Origin of the sequence: Zongyangia acetica, assembly GCF_038739695.1 — a bacterium.
GTDB classification, from domain to species: Bacteria; Bacillota; Clostridia; order Oscillospirales; family Ruminococcaceae; genus Zongyangia; species Zongyangia gallinarum.
Genome location: NZ_JBBEWN010000012.1, coordinates 23272 through 44965, shown reverse-complemented (window position 1 = coordinate 44965; position 21694 = coordinate 23272). Strand labels below are relative to the sequence as shown.

Genomic DNA, 21694 nt, shown 5'->3' with positions numbered 1-21694 from the left:
AGTTATCTCCTTTCATGTGTACCGTATCGAACACAGGATACGGTAAGTGCCAAAATAGTAATTCCGATTGCAACTGGCAGCCACGGTAGCCAAGCAATTTGTGTTTCATAAATACCTTCAGCAGCTCGCCCATATGCCACCATGATCAGATAAAACGGATAGCTCATCGGATAAGCAAACCAAATTTTTGTATTGATCATAAGCACGGAAGGTACAATTGAAGCTAAGCCGATACCAACCGAAAAAATGGGAGACTGAATTAGAGTTGAAATTGCAAGGTATACAGCAGCCATTGGAATTGCTGCAGCATATATACTGAATACATTCTTACATACATACAACGGCTCAAGGATGAAGTTATAATCCTGCGTATGTGTGACAATCGCTGCACATATATAGTACGCTCCAATAGACATAACCATCTGAAATGCTGCCAATAGAATCAGGACTGTAAATTTAGCAAGACACAATTTTGCTGTGTTTACTGGTAGGGACAGCATTTTTAAAATACCTTTATTGGAGCGTTCCGTTTGATTAAGCAATACGGTGCAGATAACCAGCGATGCTGGGATCATAAACCAAACCATACCCATAAAACCTTGAATAAAAAAGTTGTTTTCTGGTGTGATTGGGATATCTTTTAAATCGAAGTTCATATCTGCATTGATAACGCTCGGGATCCACATTATAATAACTGGAATCAGCAATATCAAAAAAATTTTAGAACGGCGGATTTTTTTGAGTTCCACTCCAATCAATGATAAGAAATTCATTCAAAACACCTCCTTAATTTCAGATAAGCAGCTTCAGTAATACCAAACGCGACCGTTTCAATTCCACAAACAGTCGAAAATAAAACGGTGTGGTTATTTTCTGTTGCCGCAGAAATCGTTTGATACGGGGAAGCAAACGGTAATAGACTCAACACGATATTATCCTGCGGAAGAATAGAAAGCGTAAATACTAAAATCACGCCGATACCGAGGGATACCCACATATTCCTGCACGCAGATGCAATGACTAGCATGAGCATTACAGTGGGCAGTGTAACGATCAGTTGAAATCCTGCAGTTTTTAATATTTCGGTCATATCGAAGACATAGCTTGAAAACCAAAATTTAGCACAGCCAACTAAAACCGCCATCTCGATGACCACCATGGCGGATAGCACCAAAACAGCAATAAGGAATTTTCCGAAAAACATATTGCCTTGACTAATTGGTAGCACCGACATTTTCTGCATACCGTTATCGGCATATTCTGTGTGATACATCATGCACGCACCGCAAATAGAAATAAGAATATTTAACATCGCCATCATTTGCCAATTTGTAGACATCAATATGTTTATTGGATTGCCTGAAAGAGAAGTCATTTCCTCTGCTTTTACCATCATATAGGCAACTGGAAACGCTGCTGCAAGGATCCCGCCTACTAAAAACGCCGGAAGATAACCTGTTCGTTTCAGTTTTTTGGATTCGATTAAGAGGCTCATACTGTACCTCCTTTTCTTCGATTATCTTCATCTATCATAGCAAGGAAGGTATCTTCCAGATTGTCAGTTGGGAATCCAGAAGAACGAGCGCTTATTTTTAATTCTTCCATTGTTCCCTCAAACAGCAGATGTCCGTGATTCAGAATACCAATATCGTCAGCCATAAGCTCTACTTCAGGGAGCAAGTGAGAAGAAACCAATACTGTGCAGTCATATTTCTGCGGCAGAGAACGAATCAATGTGCGTATTTCGTGAATTCCGACCGGATCGAGTCCATTGGTTGGCTCGTCCAGAATCAGGATCGGCGGTCTACCAATTAGTGCGCCCGCCAAGCCCAAACGCTGTTTCATACCAAGAGAATATTTCTTTGCCAACCTTTTTCTAAACTCAGTTAAGCCGACTAGCTCCAAAGCGTCGGAAACGCTGCTTTTCGGTAATCCAAGAATTTTCTGTATAATTTCAAGATTTTCTTCTCCAGTCAGATTTCCGTAGAAGGCGGGCGCTTCAATAAATGAACCAACTTCCTTCAAAATGGAAACTCGGTCTGATGGATATGTTTTTCCGTCAATAGAAAAGCTACCTTCCGTTGGCTGTGTCAAACCAAGAAACATTTTCATCGTAGTAGATTTTCCTGCTCCATTAGGACCTAAAAATCCGTAAACGCTTCCTTTGCGGATGTGAAGATTCAGACGGGATACCGCAGTAAAATCTCCATAGGTTTTCGTCAGATTTTGAGTTTCGATTATATTCATATTACAGTGATCTCCTTTCTTTTGTTGTCTTTATTATAAGGATGCAACCTTGCGTCAACCTTCTGCCTGCCTTACATTTACCTTACATTTGAGATGGATTGCTGAAATGCGGGAATGATATGCTATAATATAGGAGAAGGAGAATCAGTTATGGACTACAGTTACTTAAAGTATAAAAAAATCCTCATCGTAGACGATGAGGTTGGTTTGCTTGATATGGTTACATCAATTTTAGAACAGGACGGATTCAAAGAAGTTCAGACTGCCGGGACAGTAGCAGATGCGCTGAATAAGTGCAGGGAATGGAGACCTGAACTTGCCATCTTAGATGTTATGTTGCCTGATGGGAATGGATTTTCTCTCCTTAAGCAGATGAGAACCTTCACAGAAGCACCTGTGTTTTTTCTGACGGCCTGCGGGGAAGACGAGGAAAAATTAAAAGGATTGGGGCTTGGCGCTGACGACTATATGACAAAACCTTTCCTGCCGAAGGAATTGCTTTTGCGAGTGGGGATCATTCTGCGACGCTACTATAAGGAGGAAAATCCTGTAGTGCAGCTTGCTGGAAGCCAGATTGACTTTGACCGTGCAGAAGTCATCAAAAATGGTGAGCATTTTCCTCTGACCGCAAAAGAACATGATATTTTGTCGGCTCTATGTCGCAATGCCGGAAGAATCGTTACCATAGACCAGCTTTGTGAAGCTGCCTGGGGAGACAATCCTTTCGGATATGAAAATTCTCTGATGGCACACATCCGTCGGATCCGGGAAAAAATCGAAGCTAACCCGTCAAAGCCTGTATCTCTTATCACGGTAAAGGGTTTGGGCTATAAGTTAGTATTAGCGGGGAAATGATATGAAAGATATTACGAAACTTATTCGGAGATTTGTAGGTATATTACTGTTAAGTACCGTATTGATTATCGTCCTTAACATTATTGTTCTTGCTGCTATCTCCGCAAATCAAACGGCTAACGGTAGACCGTGGACGATCGCAAAAGAAACTGCTGAAGCCTTGCAGGAAACTCAGTCTGGATATGTCTTGTCTGACGCTATGTCTGAACAGTTAAGGCAGGAAAATGCATGGGCAATCTATATTGATAATGATACATTAGAGGTAGAATGGCATACGGAAAATCTGCCGGATACAGTTCCGCTGCAATATACGATCTCTGACATTGCAAGTTTGACAAGAGGTTATATTGATGGATACCCTACCTATACGGGAGAATCTGAAAACGGATTAGTTGTTATCGGCTATCCGAAAGACAGATATTGGAAACATATGTCTCCAAGCTGGGATTATAATTTCATAAAAAATGCGCCGTATACTGTTCTGATTGTGATTGGCGTAAATGTTTTTTTGATTTTCCTAATTTATATGATTGCCAATTCCAAGTTGCTGAAATCCGTTAAGCCGATTACAAATGGTATACAAGCTCTGCCTTCAGGAGAGCCTGTTTATGTTAAGGAAAAAGGACTTTTATCCGACCTTGCAGCTAAAATCAATCAGACATCAGATATTCTCCAAAAACAAAAGCGAAACCTGCAAAGAAGGGAGACGGCAAGGGCAAACTGGATTTCTGGGGTTTCCCACGACATCCGCACGCCTCTTTCTATGGTCATGGGGTATGCAGGGCAGATCGAGGACAATGACGGTTTGCCGGCGGATGACCGAAAAAAAGCTAAAATCATCCGGCAACAGAGCGAAAGAATCAAAAACCTTATCAATGATCTAAATCTTGCGTCAAAACTGGAATACAATATGCAGCCAATGAATCCAAAGCCGGTAAACCTTGTCGCAGTGGCTAGGCAGAGCGTTGTAGATTTTCTCAATCTCGGTCTGGAGGAAAAGTATCCAATCGAATGGACAACGGATGACAAGTTGACAGCGTGCATTATAAACGGGGATAAAGATTTGCTTCACAGGGCCATCGGCAATCTGATTACCAATGCGCAGGTACACAATCCAGGAGGATGCTCCATTTTCGTTGGCGTAGAGAAAACTGATACAGAAACACTGATTCACGTGGAGGATAACGGTGTAGGCATTACCGATGAGAAATTGGAGGTGCTTCGAACAACGCCCCATTACATGATGAGTGACAGTGGGACTACAGAACCACGACATGGATTGGGACTTCTGATTGTACAACAGATCGTTGCAGCACATGAAGGATATGTTTCTTTTGATCATGGAGAACAGGGAGGATTTGCTGTTACAATTTCTTTCCCCAATCCAAAGGATAGTTAATTTCAATGAAGTACAAAAAAACCGCAGGGTCTAAATAGAATGAACCCTGCGGTTTTATTTTTTCTATAAATGAGCCAAATTATCATAGACTCACAAATTCCGGTTTATCACTTACTAAATAAACTGAGATGAATGTATCTTGTTCTTTATGCGCAGACAGGCTTCTGTGTGCATAATCCAATGTCTTGAAAACGGCATTTGAATAAGTCCACGAATATCTTTATTACACCAATAATCAATCAGCCAAATTGCTTCTTCACAGTCGTTTACTACATTCAACGATTTTAAGTATCCTTTTCTTTCTTCAGGTATTTTTCTTTTCAATTCATCATAAGGTAACCGTTCAAGCATTTTCTCAGTGCTTTCCCGCACTTCAAAAATATATGAATATAATTCTTCCAGATTAAGCTGTTTTGAAAAGTCAGCAATCTGCTGTTGAATAAGTTCATTTCCTGTTGTAATGATGGGTGAATTGATACGCTCTTGATAATTCCCTGAAAAAAACACTTGTTCATCTTCATTGATCACTGTATGCGCAACGATATCTTCAATGCGAAAAATATGCCAAATAGAATAAGCAATCGTCTTACTATGATAACCATCAGCGTTTATGAAGGGGATTGAGTTAAAATCGTCTCTGCATAATTCCTCTTTGAAAGATACTAAGGTTTGCATTAACTGACTACGTAAACCCAGTAAAGTATCAATGCCCATCTTATAAGTATCTTTCTTTTTTATTTGTGCCTGCATTGTTTTATTAAGTTCAGACCATTCCTTATTCATATTCAATTCCCTCTCAAATTCCAGTTTGCTATTTCATTTTTTCTTATCAAGCAGCCCCCAACAAGCTAATATTAAACCAACAACTGCAATGCCTAAAAAGATATAGATTGCAGGCATAAGACCATATCGAGAAATATTCCAAAAAGCTGAATGTTGTCCGTTAATTGTCCAATCGTTAGCCATTGAGCCAGCTAAAATTATTGCAGTAGAAAGTACTCCCGCAAGGAACATCATTGAGCCTAAAACTATTTTTTTCATAATGTATTATCCTTTCAAGTTTTCCATAGCAGAAGGATTATTCTCGAGGATCACACGAACAGTGGGGCAGGTTTCTAACTCTGGACAGTCACCACAGGTAGAAACACCTCTATTTAATGCACATTTCCGAATCCCGCACAGACTGTCGCAAAAAACCGTTTTCGCTCCATTCATCCGGCAGCCCTCACAGTTAATATGTTCAGGCTGAATAGGAGCATTATTTAACTCTGCCCACAGCTTCGCTGTTTTCTCACGCAAGGTTTGATCGTTGTTAATTGTCGCAAGATATGCGTCGCATTTTTCACAATCCAGCCCGCAATATCCGATCATATCTTTCATAGTTTATATTCCTCCTAATGCTTTTCTTATATCCTCAACAAACTGTGACTGTTGCTTTCTCAGATATGACTTTACAAAGGGTTTCATAAACCACTTTTTTGCTTCCACGAACTCCGTAAAATCAATCTCTGTTTCATTCCCTTTATCCGTAAAAACACCGATCCAATGACCTTTCATATTACTGTTTTCCATATCAAATTCCCATCGTCTGTATGGCTCGACAACCGTAACAGTAAATGTGGTAGGGTAGCCGTCTTTGGTATATTCGATAAATTGCGTGTCACTGATGACTTCTGTTTTACTTAGGTCACTTCTCCAAGTAGCGTAATTTTCGATATCCAGAACAAACTCCCACACTTTGTGAAGTTGGCCGGGGATCAACGCTTTTATATTTGAAGTAGCCATTTTCACACTCTCCTCAAATCAGTCGTATTACTCAATATAATTTTGTATTAACTCAATCTGCCTAATTATGTTCTGATTTTAAATGTTTTAGGTGCAAAGCGATATACCAAAATACTTGCCACAATACTGTAAAGGATACAGAACACGATCGTCATTACACCGAATACCATAATGGGCATGCGGAGCTTCATAATGTAAAAGCACACAAAGTAAGTTGCCCATAATATGATTTTATAAGTGCCGCTTTTGAGTTCTGTTCCTGCGTTATAAGGCTGGAGCAGATAATAAATCGTAAGATAATGAATTGAGAAGAACAAGCTCATACAGAGAATGGAAACAATCAGCACAACATAATTGAGTGGATTGTCTGTTCCTCCCGTAGCAAAGAGTATCAATGCCAGTCCAATACCGATTACCAATGCCGGAACAGCGTTGATCTTCATAATTTCACGCAAACGGATTTGAAATAGCCGTAATATAAATTTAGGCTGTTTGTAAAAGGAATAGGTAAGCAAGCTGTGATCGCAGTTCATAAAAAGTGCCTGTGTAAAACTTGTACCACGGTTGATTGCATACAGAATAAACACAAAATACGGAAGCCAAGTCATCACCATGCCGTTAATTTTCGGCTTTAAATCAGGGCTCAGAAAAGCAACCATCAAAACACCAATAACAAGGAAGGTACAAACATAAGAAATCTTTTTTGTGGAGTTCCAAAGAATCTTTCGGTGCCTTTTTATGAACAGCTCATTCAAATATTCAAAGCCTTTGCGATTACTGGTGATAGATGTATCCGCAGATATTTTCTTCTCATTTGCCTGTTTTATAATTTGTGTTTTCGCTGAGGAATCCATCTGATTGGTTAATCCGGACAACAATTCCTGATTGATTGCACGATAATCACCGAAGCTCAGTACCTTGATCGCCCCTGCCATACCCAACGGAATACAGGCCAAAAATATAATTATTGATATAACTGACGGCAAAACAAATCCAACCGCAGGCAGACCGTATGCTGCTGCTAACAGCAAAGCAATAGCGCCCCATACATATTTTGAAAGTTTACCTTCGTTATAGCCAAAGCCTCTTTTCTCATAATCCCACAGAGTGATACCAGCAGCAAACAGCTTCATCCCCGCTATGCCAAGCGGCAGGAGCAGACAAAACCATAACGGTAATCCTTTGTTCATACCAAACAAAATGGTAAAAGGAAGAAATCCGATAACAACTTTTATAATTTCGTAGGTATAGTTTACCAGCGTATATTCCCTTGCGTCCATTCGCATAAGGATCATTGCGTAATATTTATCTTTTGACGGGTTAAAAAGATGGGTATTCGTAAAACTGCCGATCACTGTAAGAATCAGTAAAATGTGCAGAAAGACATCGTTTTCAGGCAGTTCCTTATATAACATACCTACGCCGCATACAAATGTAAGAAAATAAAGAAGTTTTCCAAGGAACGTAGAAGCGATTTCCCACAGAACAGACAGTATGTTCGCAAAAACTTTAAGCCCTTTTACCTTATAAAGCGTTGCCGGAAGCAATCTTTTCAATAGCGGAATCTGCTTGAGGGAAAACAGAATTCCGTTCACCCGGTATGTATTTTTCAGGGAAAAAGAAATTTTAAGTGTTTTATTCATTTCCTTCCTCCCGCAATGCCGCAATAATCTTATCCTTAAATTCCTTGCTGTCCAAATCTGTTTTTTCTACGACTTCCAGCTCACCGTGATGAAGAAGTACAATTTCATCACAAAGGTCAAGCGCCAAATCCATAATGTGTGTAGAAAAAATAGTAATGCGATCTTGCTTCAGCGAGCGAAGCAGCTGCTTCATTTCTTCAGCAACAACTACATCAAGGGATGTCAGCGGCTCGTCAAGTAGTAAAATATTCGGCTGAGCAATGATGTTAATAAGCATTTGCATTTTGTTTTTCATACCGTGGGAATAGTCTTTAAGCAGTTTATCTCTGTCCTCTGGCTCAATGCTCATATATTCGAAATACTCATCGATGCTTTTCGGGTTTTTTATGGACTTCTCATTGATATCCATAAAGAACTTTAAAAACTCTCTGCCCGTAAGGAACTCCGGTACGGTAGGGGTAGACAGTACATATCCAATATCATCAGCCGTAACCTCACGGCGAACTCCGTCTGTATCTATGTAAAAGTTTCCGCTGTCTGTCTTGATATCCCGATTCAGGCAATTAAACAGTGTTGTTTTGCCTGCACCGTTTCTGCCGAGCAGCCCGTAAATTTTTCCTTCATCAAAGGTAAAATCAATATCTCTGAGAACTTCCTTTTTCTCAAAGCTTTTTGATAAGTGTTCAATTACAAATTTCATAATATTCTCCCTTACATTTTTTTCTCAATCATATTGCTGACAATAATCAGGATGACTGGTTGAACAGTAATAATTGCTCCGGTTACAATTGCCGGAAGTAACAAATCTAAGCAAATAAATATCACTGTTGCTAAGCCTAATAGGGTAAGAGTAATCATATTTGTGATATTTCCCGCCTTTTCCTTAATTGCAATATTGCGTTCATCCATAACATTATTCTTGTACTCTGTATCATTTTTCATCATTTTATTATGCAAAATTTGCGTATGCGAAACAGAAAATATTGCGCTAAACAAAACTGCAAGCCCTATGTCTACCATTTTGTTAAAATCTGTCAGAAAAATAATCAGCACGATACATAGCGAAATAATGTAACCCAAGTACCAAATTTTATTCTTCATATCAATTCTCCTCCTCATAAATAAAAATATCTTCAATGCTCATATCAAAATACCGTGCAAGCTTAAACGCCAAGATAATAGAAGGGTTATATCGTCCGTTTTCTAATGAGCCAATCGTTTGTCGGGACACTTCTAACGCAGCGGCAAGTTCTTCCTGCTTAATCCCTCGTTCTTTCCGAATTTTCTCTAAACGGTTTTTCACGGCGTTCCTCCTTCCTATGGAAAGCCAGCTTTCCATATTCTTATTATAGCAAGGAAGCCGTAAATGTCAAGTATGCTTTCCATAAAAATTATCTCTTAATTTAAATAAAACGCCCGCATTTTAACAAGCGTTTTATAAATATAGACCATACAGCTAATATTCTGCTAAATTGATCACTCGTATGTTTTTCTGCTTAGCATAATTTACTGTATAAGCTGTTCCTCCTCTTGTTTTGGTCAGATACGCCACGCAAACACTACTATAATCCACCAAATGGCGGTTTCTTTTAAACATACATTCCTTTGAATAATCTTTAGATGTATATACCACTTTATCTGCCTGATTTTTGATTTCCTCGTAAATAGCAATATCTTCTTTGTTCCATCCACTTGTTTGTGTAACACAGGGTAAAACCAATATCAACTTAATATGAGAATATTGCTTTTTCAAAAACAATACACATTGTGCCGCCAATGTGTCAAAACCAAGCGCACCGCCAGTGCCAAAATAACAGTACCTATCTAAAATAAGTTCTTCTATGGTCTGTTTCAAGCGTTCGGCAACATATCTCTGTTGTTCAAAGGCTATTTTTCTATGTCCTGTAAAGCAAGCTGTTTTATCTTTCACAACACCACTCCAAAACTAACGATTATAACGATAAGTTACGCTATTATCGTTAGTTTAACACACCATTGCGAAAAAATAAAGAGAATATAAAAAGAGTCTGCGGATTTCCGCAGACTCTTAAAATCTATTGATTCGCTTTACTTATAAAGACATCAAGAATAGCAAATGCTTTTTCTCTTTCCTCAGGTGGCAATTCTTCAAGACGCTCTGATAACTGTGAACTCTTAATTTTGTATCCATAATCAATTACATCTACGAATATATCATCTGCCGAACACTCTAAAGCATTTATTATTGCTACAAGCTTGTCCAATCGGGCAGAACTCTTACCTCTTTCAATATCCGAAAAGTAATTTGTAGATAACCCAATCATTTCAGCAAATTGTTGTTGAGTATAGCCTTTGGCTAGTCTGATCTTTTGAATGCGTTTACCGATTATTTCCTCAACTCGCTTTTCTTTTTGCATCCGTTCCACCTCCAATCACGATAAAACCGTAACAACTAATGCTCATAGTATTAGTATATTTGGAAGCTTCAACAGTATACACAAGCTAATAGCGAACTGCTAACGATACTATGCTGAATATATCGGAAAAATAAACTTTTTAGCTTATATTGTAAGTCGGAAATATAATTAAAGAGTAAAGGCATCGCAGAAGCAATGCCTTTTGTCCTTTGTCAAATTATTATATTTAAAATATCCCGCGATTGTACTTTATTTGCGCATATAGAATAAAAGCTAATCCAATGACGATCGCTGGTATCTCAATAAACACCATTATCGTAGTACTCCAAAATGTTGTAAAATAAGATACAATCAAAGAAACACCTATAATAAGCGTTCCAGTTCCAACTAGCTTTCCATATTTCGGAACATCTTCTTCTGAAACTTTTCTCCGGTTGTATGAGTGTATCGTGCTGATATTTCCTTTTATATTCACAATTCCAAGAATCGAAATAACTACACCTATAATCAATAACATCAAGTTACCCATAATATCCTCCTAAAAAAAGAATAATTCTTCAAACTTCTTATCCAATGCCGTACAAATGATTAGTGCTAATTTGGCTGTGGGATTAAACTGCCCTGTTTCAATAGAACTGATTGTATTTCTTGAAACACCGACCATTTCAGCAAGCTGTGCTTGAGATAGGTTTGCTGCCAAACGAGCTTCTTTTAAATTATTTTTCAGTTTTAACTCTTCGTTCATACTGTCACCTCTAAAAGGCGACGGATAAATCCAACTAAAGCTAAAACTGTAAGGCATAAAAACAATATCGCCACTACCAAATCACTCTTATGTTTCATCTTAATAAATCGAACTAGCCATTGTGTTGCAATCATACTGAAGTATATGATCCACGGGCTGTAAAGCATAGTATGTGCAAGCATAGAGGAAAGTAAGGACACCAGGCAACACGCTAATGCTCCTACTCTGCTTGCGTGGCTTCCTGCTTGGTACATAACCTCAATTTCAGCTAAATCCTTATTTTTATTTTCTTTTCGGCTTGCTTTTAAAATTTCTTCTTTGTTCATGAGCCCGCCTCCTTTGCCAAGTTTTCTTGTCATCATTATAGCACTGCCAAGTAAACTTGTCAACATGTGAATCAAACGCTTGTAATAAATGTATGAGCACTTTTAATTAAACTATATTTGATTATTGACAATACTGTATATTATACAGTATAATAGCAACAAGGAGGTGACGCAGATGGAAGAAGAAAAGGAACTGCTGTCTACTTTGCTTTTGGAACTTCGAAGAGGCACACTGACCATCAGCGTACTCAGCCAGATGAAAGAACCCAAATACGGGTATGCTTTGGTACAGAGCTTGGAACAAAAAGGTGTTGCCATTGATCCAAATACTTTATATCCGCTGCTTCGTCGGCTGGAAAGCCAGGGACTTTTGGAAAGCAAGTGGGAAACCGGCGGTGCAAAACCGAGAAAGTATTATCAGCGAACAGAATACGGGAAGCAAATTTACAAACAGCTCAAAACCTATTGGGAAAATTTATCTGCCGGTATAGAAAAGCTGTTAATGGAGGAAGAAACATGAAGCCAAGTGAAAAAGAGTATATGGGTCGATATATTTATCAGGTTATTCGTCGCCTGCCCAAAGCACAGCGGGACGAAGTGCGTATGGAACTGGAAGAATTGATCAGCGATATGTACGCAGACAAAGGTTCCATGGAAGAGGTGCTGACTGAACTTGGTGATCCGGCTGAATTTGCCAAGCAGTATCAGAATGACCGGCAATACTTGATCGGACCAGAATATTTTGAAACCTATCTGTGGTTTGTTAAGGTTGTTTTGATCTGTGCCGCTGCCCCCATACTGGCGATTTCTCTAATCAATGCTATAGGAGAAATGCCGGTGAAGACTTCGCAAAATGCTGTCCCGGTTATGATACGTGCGATTGTAGATGGTCTGACCAAGGGAATTACGAATGCTATTCTGTCCTGTATATCCGCATTCGGTGCGGTAACTTTAACTTTTGCCATTATGGAACGGCAAAAAGTCAAGATTGAGATGAAAAAGACCGAAAGATGGTCTGTGGAGAAACTATCAGAAGACAAAAAAACGGCGGAATTTAGATGGACACCGAAGTTTCTGGAACCTGTTCCTAATAAAAAGGCGATTATAAGCCGAGGCGACAGTATTGTAGGGATTATATTTATTGTTATTTTCAGTGTCCTACTGATTTTTTCTCCTCATTTCTTTGCTGCAATTTTCACACAAGGGGAAACGGTGACGACAGTGCCGATTTTCAATCTGGATCAGTGGGAGGTCATTCTTCCCATTTTTGTGCTCAGTTTGCTCATTGGACTTGTAGACGAGATTTTGCGTCTGGTTGTGGGGGTTTATTGTAAGCTGGTCATGATCAGTAATATTGTGTGCGGAACGATTCAAATTGCGTTAAGCGTGGTTGTATTAAAGGTTCTTCCTATCTGGAATCCGAATTTTATAACGGATCTTCAGTTGGCAGTGGGTGATAAGGCGGAATCAGCGGCACAATTTTTCACTCGTTGGGATGGGGACATGGTATCTAACGGACTTCTTGCCTTTATTGTTGTGATCACGTTGCTTGAGATCGGTACGACGATTTATAAGACGATTCGTTATGGTGCATCTACAAAGAAACTATAAAAAACATGGCTGTCGTGTGTAAACATGACAGCCTGTTGTCGTGTTTGATTTGCTATTCTGTTATTTGGGAAGAGGGTGAAGTATGAAGATTGACCGACTTATCGGGATACTATCTATTCTATTGCAGAAAGAACACATCACAGCACCGGAACTGGCGGAAAGATTTGAGGTTTCTCGTCGCACGATTAGCCGGGATATCGAGGCTCTGTGTAAAGCTGGTATTCCCATCGTAACAGCACAGGGGCAAAACGGCGGCATTTCCATTATGGAAGGCTATAAAATCGACAGCACGCTTTTGACTTCTGCCGATATGCAGGCGATTCTGGCAGGGCTTAGAAGCTTAGACAGTGTTAGTGGTACCAACCAGGTGGCGCAGCTGATGGAAAAGCTCTCTGCCGGCGCTTCTACGCTGATGCCGGGTGCCCAGAATATCCTTATTGATCTTTCTTCTTGGTATAAGGAATCCCTTGCGCCGAAAATCGATTGTATACGGAAAGCGATGGACGGGCACTATACCATATCTTTTCGTTATTATGCGCCCAAAGGGGAAAGTGAGCGGATTCTGGAACCATACTACCTGATATTTCGGTGGTCCAGTTGGTATGTATGGGGATATTGCAGAGAAAAGGAAGATTATCGCCTGTTCAAACTCAATCGCATGGAAGAACCTAGACTGGAAGGAACTTTCGAAGAACGCCTGGTACCGCTTCCGGATCTTAGCAATGAGCGGATTTTTCCGGGTGGCATCCGGGTGAAGGCTTTGTTTGAACCGGAATGCAAGTGGCGGTTGGTAGAGGAATTCGGCACCAGCTGTTTCGAGGAGCAAAAGGACGGCAAGCTACTTTTTCGTGCCGATTATACCGATGCAGAGAATCTGCTAACCTGGCTTTTGACCTTCCGGGATAAGGTTGTTTTGCTGGAACCGAAAGAATTGCAGGAAGAATTAGTGGATTCTCTGAAAAAGACGGCAAACCGATATGGGGAGGGATAAAAAGTGCGATACAATTGGTTAGATGAGTACTTGCTTAATAAGCGGAGCGTTACAAAGGATTTGCAGCCCAGTTGGAACTGGGTTCGGTATCATATCGGAGGAAAGATGTTTGCTGCCGTTTGTTTAGACGATCAAAATCAGCCTTACTATATCAATTTAAAAGTAGATCCGGCAGAGGGGGATTTTCTTCGAGAGCAGTATGAAGATATCATTCCAGGCTATTATTCAGACAAGCGAAACTGGATCTCTGTGAAACCAGACGGGGCGGTGCCGGATGAACTGCTAAAGGATCTGCTGGATAAAGCCTACCGCTTGATGCTTGGAGGATTCAGCAAGAAGCGGCAGCGGGAAATTCTGAATATCAGCTGCTGTGGAACGGAATGTGATGCCTGTGATTTTTATCAAAAGGAGTGCGCTGGCTGCAACGAGTGTCAGGGCAGGGTATTCCATGCGCCGAATGGAAAAGCGTGCCCTATCTATGCCTGTTCGGTGCAGAAACACCGCTATGCTACCTGTGCTGGATGTGAACAGTTGCCCTGCGCCATCTGGAAAGCAACACGCGATCCGCAGCTTTCAGAGAAAGAATTTGAGGAATCCATCTGTGAAAGAGTGGAAAAGCTAAGGAAGTGGTAAATATGGCATTCGATTATAAAAAAGAGTATAAGGAATTTTATCTGCCGCCGAAAAAGCCGCAGATTCTCACCATTCCGTCGATGAATCTTATAGCTGTAAGAGGAAAAGGCGATCCAAACGAAGAAAACGGCACCTATAAGGAATCTATCGGCCTTTTATATGGCATTGCTTATACTATCAAGATGAGCAAAATGGGCAAGCATAAAATCGAGGGATATTTCGATTATGTGGTCCCGCCTCTGGAAGGGCTCTGGTGGCAAGACGGCATTTATGGTGTGGATTATGCCCACAAGGAAACCTTCCAATGGATTTCTCTGATTCGCCTGCCGGAATTTGTGACAAAAGAAACTTTCCAGTGGGCTATAGGAGAGGCGACCGAGAAAAAACAAACTGATTTTTCAAAAGTAGAATTTCTTACCTATGAAGAGGGACTGTGCGTTCAGTGCATGCACATCGGCCCTTATGATAATGAGCCAGAAACCGTGCAGATGATGGATCACTTTGCCAAAGAACAGGGCTATGTACTGGATTTCACAAGTGGACGGTACCACCATGAGATTTACTTAAGCGATGTCCGGCGCTGCAAACCGGAAAATTTAAAAACAGTTATCCGCCATCCCATCCGATGCAGATAAAAGGAAAAGGCACCGCAGAAAGGCGCGCCCCCATAAGGAAGTAATTTGATTGTCGCAGGACGGCATGGCTGAAAGGTCATGCCGTCCTGCCTTTTCTTTGCCGTTCCACGGTCTGATCGTCGCCCGGCAGATTGACTTCTCCGATGAAGTTCCAGACCAGTTCAATCTTCTGCCTGCGGTGTCCGCTGGACTTATCCGGCGCATGGACGATAATCTTCTTTACAAACTCATTAACGATGGTGTGTCTGGGGTAACATTTGACCGTCCCGCTGGGCGTAGTGAGCCTTGACGGTCAGGACACGTTCGGCAGTCAACAGTTTGGCAATCTGCATAGGGCCTTTCCCCGCAATGCACAGGTCGAAAATCCGTTTGACGATCTCGGCGGCTTCCTCGTCTACGATCCATTTCTTTTTATCCGCCGGGTCTTTCTGATACCCGTAGGGCGGATTGGTGCAGAGGTGTTCCCCGGCGTTTCCTTTTGCCCGCATAACGGCCCGGATTTTCTTGCTGGTATCGCGGGCGTAGAAGTCATTGAACAGATTACGGAAAGGGGTAAAATCATTGTCCCCTTTGTCGCTGTCCACGCCGTCATTGATGGCGATATACCGAATATCCCGCTCAGCAAAGAAACTCTCGGTATAGTAGCCCACTTTCAGATAGTCCCGGCCCATGCGGGACATATCCTTGACAATGACGGTTCTAACCTTTCCTGCTTCGGCCAGCCGGATCATTTCATTCCAGCCCGGACGGTCAAATGTTACCCCAGACACACCATCGTCAATGAAGAACTTTGGATTAGGGAAACCGTTGTCGGTTGCGTACTTCAAAAGGATTTTCTTTTGGAAAGAGATTTGTCAAGGGTGTTTTACCATTCAGCAACGAATTAAGGCATAAACAATATCACATTTTTATAATGCTTTTTGACCACAATCAGTCCGGCACTGATTGTGGTCTTTATTTTGGAAATGACATTTTCCCCTTAAATAAAGGAATCAATCGTCGTTGCGTTTTTCGTCAATATCTGCCATAATAAAAAGAAGTGTAAATAAAAGAAAAAGGGGGGAATTGCCATGCCGCAAACACCGTTTCATGCCTATTACAAGGCCCGACTTTTGGAACAACTGCCGGAAGCAGAACAGTTCCTTCCGGTCTTTGCATCATCGGATATTGAAATCTATCCGTTTCAGATTGCAGCGGCCAGCTTTGCCCTGCGTTCCCCCTATCAGAAAGGTGCCGTTCTGTGCGATGAAGCAGGTATGGGCAAGAGCCACGAGGCCATGCTGGTCATCAATCAAAAGTGGCTGGAGGGATACAGCCGGATTCTGTTGGTCATTCCCAATGCCGACCTGCTGCACCAGTGGACGGAAATGCTGGAGCGATTCTATACCGTCCCATATGTGGTGCTGACCAATCGGGACCAATGGCGGCAGAACACCAGTGAGGACAACTCCAACGCTTTTATCCAAGATGCCATTGTTATTACTACCTACGACTTCGCCGCCGACAATGAGGAGGCCGCAAAGGTAGTTAACTGGGATCTGACGGTATTCGAGGAAGCCAATGCCCTCTCTCCAGTCTACCAGGAGGACAACAAGCAGGCCAAGGCCCTCAAGCGGATCGCCGGAGACTCCTTCAAGCTGCTGCTGACCGGCACCCCCATCGAAAAGAACATCATGGACTTGTACGGTCTGATCTGGTTCATCGACAAAACGCTGCTGCCGGGAGAAAAAGAGTTTCTGGCCCGGTATCTGCGCCGACCGGAGAACTACCCGGAACTCAGCGAACGGGTCAGCCGCTATTGTTTCCGTACTCTCCGTTCCCAGGCCAAACACTACGCCAAGGTGACGGAGCGTGTACTGCTGACCGTGGAATATACTCCCGGCAAGGCAGAGCGGCAGCTGTATGACCTGCTGTATGCCTACATCAACCAGCCGGAAAAGCGAGCCTTTCCCGAAATGAACCAATATGACCTGGCTCTGCGGCTGCTGGGCCTGTTGGGTTCCTCTACGGCGGCAATTTTGCAAACCATCAAAGGTATCGTCAAGCGGCTCCAGGGGCTGGAAAACGCAGCGGACGAACTAAGCCAATGGCAAGAGATTCAAACCGCAGCCGAAAGCATTCCCCAGGATGCCAAGGCCGGTGAGCTGCTGACCGTTCTCAAACAGGGATTTTCCCTGATGAAGAAAACGGGAGCCAAACAGAAAGCGGTTATCTTCACCGAGAGCGTGGAAACCCAGAAGATGCTCCAGAATCTTCTTTCTGACCGGTACCGCACTCTGGCCTACAACGGCAGCGCCGATTACTCCGTGATCCGCCAGTTCAAGGAGGATGGCGAGGTGCTGATTTCCACCGATAACGGTGCCAAGGGCTTCAATCTGGAGGAGGCTGCTTTCATCATCCACTACGACCTGCCGTACAACACCTTAAAGCTGGAGCAGCGTATCGACCGCTGCCACCGGCTGGGTCAGGAAAACGACGTGCTGTCCGTGGCCTTTATCGACAAGAACAACTTTGCCGACGTTCGCAAACTGGAGCTGGTCAATAAGCGGATGCTGGTGACAGACGGTGTCTTTGGTATTACCGATGACGTGCTGGGCGGTTTTACAGATGATGTAAAAGCAGCCTTTCCGGTCATTGCCCAGCGGTTGCGGCCCAGGGCGCAGATTGAGCAGGCATACCGCCAGACCCTGAGTACCCACGAGGAAGATAACCGGCAGACCGTCTCCGCAGCGGAGGATATTCTGTTTACCACCTTCACCAAGGAACTGGCCGACAAGGTGAAGATCAATCCCAAGTATGTGAATCGCCGTGGACAGGAGCTGAACAACGACCTCTGGGAGATTACCAAATGGTTTTTTACTCGTTATAATGAAAAGAACGATGATTGCCGTTTTGTGATTGACGAATCCAACCGTACGATCACGGCCACGGAGTACCGGGAACTGCCGGTGCTGTTCTACTACTGGACGGGGAGCCGGAACCGGCCCTATCGCAGCCAGAAGATGTACGGCATGGCAAAAGACTTCAAACCCAAGGCCGGACAGATTACCCTGTCCAGTATCATAGGCCGCGGGATTCCCCACGAGCTGGAGTGTGCCAACGAGGGAGTGCTGACCATCCCGACGGTGCAGGAGCCGTGCCAGATAGCCCTTTATACTGTCACCCTGGTTTCAGGCTCCAGCCGTACAGAACACGCCGTACTGTGCGGCCTAACGGAGAGCGGCGAGTCCCTGGACGATGTAGCTTGCCGCAGCATCCTGGAGCTGCCGGTGGAGAATTACACCGAGGATGAGCGGAGATCTCCCCACTGGTTAAAAGGGAGCAGCTGTCCCCACCCGCTGGATAATTTGGTGCCAAAAGAGGCGCTGCTGGAGGCGCAGTTGGAGCGATTATCTCCCGCCCAAGCCGAGGAAATGGAACGGATGAAGCAGCAGGTGTCCGCTGATAAGGCGGCATTGAGCCGTGTGCTGAACACACTGGACAGCCAGGTGCAGCAGGCACAAGCGGAGCTGGAGGCCGTCACCGGCGACCGGCTGAAACGTCTGGCCGCACAGAAGAAAATCAACCAGCTTCGGCAGGAGTACATGAAGCGGCAGGAAAGCCAGTTCTTTGACGCCATGCGGCTGGATATGGAGCTGGAAGAAAAAATAAAATCCTTTGCCGAAAAAGAAAAGCTGACGGCAAGGGTGCAGAGAGAATTTGTGGTGGTGATTGATAAGAATGCGAAAGAAAATAACTGATTTTTACAACAAATATTCGGTTGCTTTTAATATAATCAGTTTTCTTGTGGCTATCGGAAGCATCTGCCTTACAATCTGGATTTCCAAACAGCCTGTGACACTTCCGCAGAAAGAGCTTAGTTGTATAACGACAAATAGCAAAAGTCTTGTACTGATGCTGGGAAACGATAGTAACTTGAAATTATTGTACGGAGAACGTGAGGTTTCAAAACCGTGCATAACTTCGATTGTAATTCAAAATACTGGAGCTTACCCAATAACAAATAGTGACTTTTTACGGCCATTTATTATTGCTTTTGGGGAAACAGACGAGATATTATCGGTTAATATAGGCGATTGCTTCAATCAGTATATCAGGGAAGAAGTCGTCGAAAATAGTAGTTTTAGCAATCAGAAACTGACCATTGATAATTTTTTGCTTAATCCAGGAGAAATGTTCACGGTTGATATAATAAGTGATGGAGGTATCCCTCTTATTAACTTCGATTATCGCTTAGAGGGGATCAGCGAGTTAAATTTAATCAATAATCCCTCTAATCAGATCATTCTTACACGTAAAGAAAATCCTGTGAATATTTTGCCGTTTATGGCTCTACTGTGCCTGACGATAGTAGCTGTAATTATTGTAATGGTAATTGTTATGAAGAAACTAAATAAGCGGGATACAGCAATGTTTGACCGTTTAGAGGCAGCAATAAGGAAAGAAATGCAAGAGGAGAATCAGCATGAACAATCTGATTGATGGTTTATCCATGAACATAGAACAAACCAACCTGGACAAGCTACGCTCGGTGTTCCCGGAGTGCGTCAGCGAGGGCAAACTGGACATTGACAAACTGCTTTCTCTGTGCGGCGAGTACATCGACAATGACTTTGAGAAATACAGGTTTGAGTGGAAGGGCAAGGCGGACTGCCTGCGGCTGGCCCAGAAGCGTTCCACCGGCACTCTGCGTCCCTGCCCGGAGGAAAGCGTAGACTGGGACACCACCCAGAACCTCTACCTTGAAGGCGACAACTTGGAGGTCTTGAAGCTGCTGCAAAAAGCTTATTACCGCAAGGTAAAGATGATCTACATTGACCCGCCCTACAACACCGGCAACGATTTTGTCTATGCCGACGACTTTGCCGACCCCATGGCCCGGTACAAGGAAGTGACCCAGCAGACCACCAAGTCCAACCCGGAAACCATGGGCCGCTTTCACACCAACTGGCTCAATATGATGTATCCCCGCCTACGGCTGGCGGCAAATCTCCTGCGGGATGACGGTGTGATTTTTATCTCTATTGATGATGTTGAGATAGATAATCTTAAAAAACTATGCAACGAGATTTTTGGTGAAGAAAATTTTGTGGCGCAATTTATATGGCAGAGTAGGCAGAACAAGGATAATCGAAACATTACCGGTGTTTCAATAGACCACGAGTATGTAGTGTGTTATACAAAGCAATTTGGACACCGGGTATTCCGTGGAACCGACAGGAAAACAGAACAATATAAGAATCCTGATAATGACCCCCGTGGCCCCTGGACAAGTGCTAACATGGTAGGACTTGCTACTGCCGATGCACGTCCAAATTTGCACTATGATTTAATCAACCCGGCGGATGGAAGAAACTACGGATGCCCCGAAAAAGGCTGGCGATATGATCGAAACACCATGAATCGGCTCATTCAAGAGGGCAGAATTATTTGGCCTGATAACCCAGATGGGCGTCCACGCAAAAAATCATTTTTGAACGAGTTGTCAGACAATCTTCCTGGCTTTTCCTCTATTTTTAGCACTGGTGTTTATACAAATACTGCAACCAAGGAAATTGGAGGATTGTTTAATCGGTATTTGTTTGATTTTCCAAAGCCAGTCGAGATTATTAAGCAACTAATTTCCCAAGTGTCTAATACAGATGACCTTATTCTTGACTTCTTCTCCGGTTCTGCTACCACTGCCCATGCAGTGATGCAGCTCAACGCAGAGGACGGCGGCAACCGGCGCTTCATTCTGGTGCAGCTTCCCGAGCTGTGCGACGAAAAGAGCGAGGCATACAAGGCCGGGTACAAGAATATCTGCGAGATTGGCAAGGAGCGCATCCGGCGGGCTGGTAAAATGCTAAAAGATGCGCTTGAAAGTTCGGGGTTATTCGTTCGTGCAGCGAAACGCCATCAAGATCAGCATGATTCGCTTGAAGGATTTGCTTATGCAGAATGGGAAGAAAGTCCGGATGTAATCAATGCAAAAAAAGAAATGGCAGCAAAACTGGACGTGGGTTTCCGAGTTTTCAAACTGGATACATCCAATCTGGAAACCTGGGACGCCACCCCCATTGAGAATGAGCAGCTTGACCTGCTGTACCATCGGATGAACAGCATGATTCATCGGGTAAAACCGGAGCGCACCGACCTGGATATGATTTATGAAATCATGCTCAAACTGGGTGTGCCGCTGACCTACTCCGTGACACCGTTCTCCATCAACAATAAGACCGTCTATGGCGTGGGCGATGATTGCCTGCTGCTGGTCTGTCTGGCCGAGAATGTGCAGCCCGAGGATGTGGAGCAGATGACGGAATACGCCCCGGCGAAAATCATCATCTCCCGTGACAGCTTTGCCGACGATACCGCCATGGCCAATGCCTACTATATCCTGCGGGATCACGGCATTGAGTTGAAGCTGGTTTGAGGTGAAGATGGTT

The 21694-nt window shown here is 43.0% G+C and carries 27 protein-coding genes and 1 pseudogene; 10 read left to right on the top strand and 18 right to left on the bottom strand.

Translation table 11 applies throughout. The annotated features are described in order from the left end of the window. Nucleotides 1-2: 2 nt before the first annotated feature. Genes WGC32_RS11480 through WGC32_RS11470 form a run of 3 tightly spaced genes read right to left on the bottom strand, consistent with a single transcriptional unit; the run spans nucleotide 3 to nucleotide 2247 of the window. Nucleotides 3-773 carry an ABC transporter permease gene (locus WGC32_RS11480; protein WP_342682091.1) on the bottom strand — a complete coding sequence of 257 codons (771 nt, stop codon included), beginning with the start codon at nucleotides 771-773 and terminating at the stop codon, nucleotides 3-5. After that, a complete protein-coding gene (locus WGC32_RS11475) occupies nucleotides 770-1495 on the bottom strand; it encodes an ABC transporter permease (RefSeq protein WP_342682089.1) in 726 nt (241 codons plus the stop codon). The genes WGC32_RS11480 and WGC32_RS11475 overlap by 4 nt, the downstream gene beginning before the upstream one ends. Next, on the bottom strand, nucleotides 1492-2247 hold the full coding sequence (locus WGC32_RS11470) for an ABC transporter ATP-binding protein (RefSeq protein WP_342682087.1): 756 nt from the start codon (nucleotides 2245-2247) through the stop codon (nucleotides 1492-1494). The genes WGC32_RS11475 and WGC32_RS11470 overlap by 4 nt, the downstream gene beginning before the upstream one ends. A gap of 150 nt (nucleotides 2248-2397) precedes the next feature. On the opposite strand from WGC32_RS11470, the gene WGC32_RS11465 reads away from it, so the two are divergent. Both WGC32_RS11465 and WGC32_RS11460 read left to right on the top strand, forming a co-directional pair. After that, nucleotides 2398-3102, top strand: coding sequence for a response regulator transcription factor (locus WGC32_RS11465; protein WP_342682086.1), 705 nt, complete (start codon nucleotides 2398-2400; stop codon nucleotides 3100-3102). Between the two features lies 1 nt (nucleotide 3103). Then, nucleotides 3104-4501, top strand: coding sequence for a sensor histidine kinase (locus WGC32_RS11460; RefSeq protein ID WP_342682084.1), 1398 nt, complete (start codon nucleotides 3104-3106; stop codon nucleotides 4499-4501). A gap of 114 nt (nucleotides 4502-4615) precedes the next feature. Here the strand turns inward: WGC32_RS11460 and WGC32_RS11455 are convergent, their stop codons facing one another. The 13 genes from WGC32_RS11455 to WGC32_RS11395 all read right to left on the bottom strand — a co-directional run bounded on the left by WGC32_RS11455 (nucleotide 4616) and on the right by WGC32_RS11395 (nucleotide 11396). Further along, entirely contained in the window at nucleotides 4616-5284 is a 669-nt protein-coding gene (locus tag WGC32_RS11455; RefSeq protein WP_342682083.1) for a phage head-tail adapter protein, read from the bottom strand. Between the two features lie 33 nt (nucleotides 5285-5317). Then, on the bottom strand, nucleotides 5318-5542 hold the full coding sequence (locus WGC32_RS11450) for a hypothetical protein (protein WP_342682082.1): 225 nt from the start codon (nucleotides 5540-5542) through the stop codon (nucleotides 5318-5320). 6 nt (nucleotides 5543-5548) lie between these two features. Beyond that, the gene (locus WGC32_RS11445; protein ID WP_342682080.1) at nucleotides 5549-5881 is read right to left on the bottom strand and encodes a DUF3795 domain-containing protein; all 333 of its coding nucleotides are present in this window, start codon (nucleotides 5879-5881) and stop codon (nucleotides 5549-5551) included. A 3-nt stretch (nucleotides 5882-5884) separates the two neighbouring features. Beyond that, nucleotides 5885-6286, bottom strand: coding sequence for an SRPBCC family protein (locus WGC32_RS11440; protein ID WP_342682078.1), 402 nt, complete (start codon nucleotides 6284-6286; stop codon nucleotides 5885-5887). A 65-nt stretch (nucleotides 6287-6351) separates the two neighbouring features. Then, on the bottom strand, nucleotides 6352-7929 hold the full coding sequence (locus WGC32_RS11435) for a hypothetical protein (RefSeq protein ID WP_342682076.1): 1578 nt from the start codon (nucleotides 7927-7929) through the stop codon (nucleotides 6352-6354). After that, a complete protein-coding gene (locus WGC32_RS11430; protein WP_342682074.1) occupies nucleotides 7922-8629 on the bottom strand; it encodes an ABC transporter ATP-binding protein in 708 nt (235 codons plus the stop codon). The genes WGC32_RS11435 and WGC32_RS11430 overlap by 8 nt, the downstream gene beginning before the upstream one ends. Nucleotides 8630-8640: 11 nt before the next feature. Then, nucleotides 8641-9030, bottom strand: coding sequence for a DUF2178 domain-containing protein (locus tag WGC32_RS11425; protein ID WP_342682073.1), 390 nt, complete (start codon nucleotides 9028-9030; stop codon nucleotides 8641-8643). Nucleotide 9031: 1 nt separating this feature from the next. Next, the gene (locus tag WGC32_RS11420; RefSeq protein ID WP_342682072.1) at nucleotides 9032-9232 is read right to left on the bottom strand and encodes a helix-turn-helix transcriptional regulator; all 201 of its coding nucleotides are present in this window, start codon (nucleotides 9230-9232) and stop codon (nucleotides 9032-9034) included. A 153-nt stretch (nucleotides 9233-9385) separates the two neighbouring features. Next, the gene (locus WGC32_RS11415; RefSeq protein WP_342682070.1) at nucleotides 9386-9859 is read right to left on the bottom strand and encodes an SLOG family protein; all 474 of its coding nucleotides are present in this window, start codon (nucleotides 9857-9859) and stop codon (nucleotides 9386-9388) included. A gap of 124 nt (nucleotides 9860-9983) precedes the next feature. Next, the gene (locus tag WGC32_RS11410) at nucleotides 9984-10325 is read right to left on the bottom strand and encodes a helix-turn-helix domain-containing protein (protein WP_342682068.1); all 342 of its coding nucleotides are present in this window, start codon (nucleotides 10323-10325) and stop codon (nucleotides 9984-9986) included. A gap of 226 nt (nucleotides 10326-10551) precedes the next feature. Next, a complete protein-coding gene (locus tag WGC32_RS11405) occupies nucleotides 10552-10854 on the bottom strand; it encodes a hypothetical protein (RefSeq protein ID WP_342682067.1) in 303 nt (100 codons plus the stop codon). A 9-nt stretch (nucleotides 10855-10863) separates the two neighbouring features. Further along, nucleotides 10864-11070: a helix-turn-helix transcriptional regulator gene (locus WGC32_RS11400; RefSeq protein WP_342682066.1), complete on the bottom strand. Its 207-nt coding sequence runs from the start codon at nucleotides 11068-11070 to the stop codon at nucleotides 10864-10866. After that, nucleotides 11067-11396, bottom strand: a complete 330-nt coding sequence (locus WGC32_RS11395; protein ID WP_342682065.1) for a DUF6442 family protein — start codon at nucleotides 11394-11396, stop codon at nucleotides 11067-11069. Before WGC32_RS11395 ends, WGC32_RS11400 begins: the two co-directional genes overlap by 4 nt. 175 nt (nucleotides 11397-11571) lie before the next feature. On the opposite strand from WGC32_RS11395, the gene WGC32_RS11390 reads away from it, so the two are divergent. From WGC32_RS11390 to WGC32_RS11370, 5 genes are all read left to right on the top strand, one after another. Next, entirely contained in the window at nucleotides 11572-11916 is a 345-nt protein-coding gene (locus WGC32_RS11390) for a PadR family transcriptional regulator (RefSeq protein ID WP_342682064.1), read from the top strand. After that, a complete protein-coding gene (locus WGC32_RS11385; RefSeq protein ID WP_342682063.1) occupies nucleotides 11913-13007 on the top strand; it encodes an HAAS signaling domain-containing protein in 1095 nt (364 codons plus the stop codon). Before WGC32_RS11390 ends, WGC32_RS11385 begins: the two co-directional genes overlap by 4 nt. 82 nt (nucleotides 13008-13089) lie before the next feature. Beyond that, nucleotides 13090-13998 (top strand): helix-turn-helix transcriptional regulator, encoded by a 909-nt coding sequence (locus WGC32_RS11380; protein ID WP_342682062.1) that lies wholly within the window; start codon nucleotides 13090-13092, stop codon nucleotides 13996-13998. A gap of 3 nt (nucleotides 13999-14001) precedes the next feature. Then, a complete protein-coding gene (locus tag WGC32_RS11375; RefSeq protein WP_342682061.1) occupies nucleotides 14002-14631 on the top strand; it encodes an MmcQ/YjbR family DNA-binding protein in 630 nt (209 codons plus the stop codon). Between the two features lie 2 nt (nucleotides 14632-14633). Beyond that, on the top strand, nucleotides 14634-15266 hold the full coding sequence (locus WGC32_RS11370; RefSeq protein ID WP_342682059.1) for a GyrI-like domain-containing protein: 633 nt from the start codon (nucleotides 14634-14636) through the stop codon (nucleotides 15264-15266). 76 nt (nucleotides 15267-15342) lie between these two features. On the opposite strand, the gene WGC32_RS15135 is transcribed toward WGC32_RS11370, so the two are convergent. Together WGC32_RS15135 and WGC32_RS11365 are read right to left on the bottom strand one after the other, a co-directional pair. Continuing rightward, the gene (locus WGC32_RS15135) at nucleotides 15343-15477 is read right to left on the bottom strand and encodes a DUF4368 domain-containing protein (RefSeq protein ID WP_462933640.1); all 135 of its coding nucleotides are present in this window, start codon (nucleotides 15475-15477) and stop codon (nucleotides 15343-15345) included. Between the two features lie 34 nt (nucleotides 15478-15511). Further along, a pseudogene (locus WGC32_RS11365) lies at nucleotides 15512-16117 on the bottom strand (recombinase family protein); the annotation flags it as partial. A gap of 219 nt (nucleotides 16118-16336) precedes the next feature. Between WGC32_RS11365 and WGC32_RS11360 the strand changes: the two are divergent. Genes WGC32_RS11360 through WGC32_RS11350 form a run of 3 tightly spaced genes read left to right on the top strand, consistent with a single transcriptional unit; the run spans nucleotide 16337 to nucleotide 21681 of the window. Then, a complete protein-coding gene (locus WGC32_RS11360; protein ID WP_342682057.1) occupies nucleotides 16337-19006 on the top strand; it encodes an SNF2-related protein in 2670 nt (889 codons plus the stop codon). Beyond that, nucleotides 18987-19748 (top strand): hypothetical protein, encoded by a 762-nt coding sequence (locus WGC32_RS11355; protein ID WP_342682055.1) that lies wholly within the window; start codon nucleotides 18987-18989, stop codon nucleotides 19746-19748. The genes WGC32_RS11360 and WGC32_RS11355 overlap by 20 nt, the downstream gene beginning before the upstream one ends. Beyond that, nucleotides 19732-21681: a site-specific DNA-methyltransferase gene (locus WGC32_RS11350; RefSeq protein ID WP_342682053.1), complete on the top strand. Its 1950-nt coding sequence runs from the start codon at nucleotides 19732-19734 to the stop codon at nucleotides 21679-21681. The genes WGC32_RS11355 and WGC32_RS11350 overlap by 17 nt, the downstream gene beginning before the upstream one ends. Nucleotides 21682-21694 lie beyond the last annotated feature (13 nt).

Excerpts from the sequence above, each read along its gene's own strand:
- WGC32_RS11425 (WP_342682073.1), bottom strand. The coding sequence starts at position 9,030 with ATGAAGAATAAAATTTGGTACTTGGGTTACATTATTTCGCTATGTATC.
- WGC32_RS11360 (WP_342682057.1), top strand. The coding sequence starts at position 16,337 with ATGCCGCAAACACCGTTTCATGCCTATTACAAGGCCCGACTTTTGGAA.
- WGC32_RS11385 (WP_342682063.1), top strand. The coding sequence starts at position 11,913 with ATGAAGCCAAGTGAAAAAGAGTATATGGGTCGATATATTTATCAGGTT.
- WGC32_RS11450 (WP_342682082.1), bottom strand. The coding sequence starts at position 5,542 with ATGAAAAAAATAGTTTTAGGCTCAATGATGTTCCTTGCGGGAGTACTT.
- WGC32_RS11380 (WP_342682062.1), top strand. The coding sequence starts at position 13,090 with ATGAAGATTGACCGACTTATCGGGATACTATCTATTCTATTGCAGAAA.
- WGC32_RS11350 (WP_342682053.1), top strand. The coding sequence starts at position 19,732 with ATGAACAATCTGATTGATGGTTTATCCATGAACATAGAACAAACCAAC.
- WGC32_RS11370 (WP_342682059.1), top strand. The coding sequence starts at position 14,634 with ATGGCATTCGATTATAAAAAAGAGTATAAGGAATTTTATCTGCCGCCG.
- WGC32_RS11390 (WP_342682064.1), top strand. The coding sequence starts at position 11,572 with ATGGAAGAAGAAAAGGAACTGCTGTCTACTTTGCTTTTGGAACTTCGA.
- WGC32_RS11455 (WP_342682083.1), bottom strand. The coding sequence starts at position 5,284 with ATGAATAAGGAATGGTCTGAACTTAATAAAACAATGCAGGCACAAATA.
- WGC32_RS11435 (WP_342682076.1), bottom strand. The coding sequence starts at position 7,929 with ATGAATAAAACACTTAAAATTTCTTTTTCCCTGAAAAATACATACCGG.
- WGC32_RS11405 (WP_342682067.1), bottom strand. The coding sequence starts at position 10,854 with ATGGGTAACTTGATGTTATTGATTATAGGTGTAGTTATTTCGATTCTT.
- WGC32_RS11395 (WP_342682065.1), bottom strand. The coding sequence starts at position 11,396 with ATGAACAAAGAAGAAATTTTAAAAGCAAGCCGAAAAGAAAATAAAAAT.
- WGC32_RS11410 (WP_342682068.1), bottom strand. The coding sequence starts at position 10,325 with ATGCAAAAAGAAAAGCGAGTTGAGGAAATAATCGGTAAACGCATTCAA.
- WGC32_RS11430 (WP_342682074.1), bottom strand. The coding sequence starts at position 8,629 with ATGAAATTTGTAATTGAACACTTATCAAAAAGCTTTGAGAAAAAGGAA.
- WGC32_RS11460 (WP_342682084.1), top strand. The coding sequence starts at position 3,104 with ATGAAAGATATTACGAAACTTATTCGGAGATTTGTAGGTATATTACTG.
- WGC32_RS11470 (WP_342682087.1), bottom strand. The coding sequence starts at position 2,247 with ATGAATATAATCGAAACTCAAAATCTGACGAAAACCTATGGAGATTTT.
- WGC32_RS11400 (WP_342682066.1), bottom strand. The coding sequence starts at position 11,070 with ATGAACGAAGAGTTAAAACTGAAAAATAATTTAAAAGAAGCTCGTTTG.
- WGC32_RS11475 (WP_342682089.1), bottom strand. The coding sequence starts at position 1,495 with ATGAGCCTCTTAATCGAATCCAAAAAACTGAAACGAACAGGTTATCTT.
- WGC32_RS11480 (WP_342682091.1), bottom strand. The coding sequence starts at position 773 with ATGAATTTCTTATCATTGATTGGAGTGGAACTCAAAAAAATCCGCCGT.
- WGC32_RS11440 (WP_342682078.1), bottom strand. The coding sequence starts at position 6,286 with ATGGCTACTTCAAATATAAAAGCGTTGATCCCCGGCCAACTTCACAAA.
- WGC32_RS11445 (WP_342682080.1), bottom strand. The coding sequence starts at position 5,881 with ATGAAAGATATGATCGGATATTGCGGGCTGGATTGTGAAAAATGCGAC.
- WGC32_RS11465 (WP_342682086.1), top strand. The coding sequence starts at position 2,398 with ATGGACTACAGTTACTTAAAGTATAAAAAAATCCTCATCGTAGACGAT.
- WGC32_RS11355 (WP_342682055.1), top strand. The coding sequence starts at position 18,987 with ATGCGAAAGAAAATAACTGATTTTTACAACAAATATTCGGTTGCTTTT.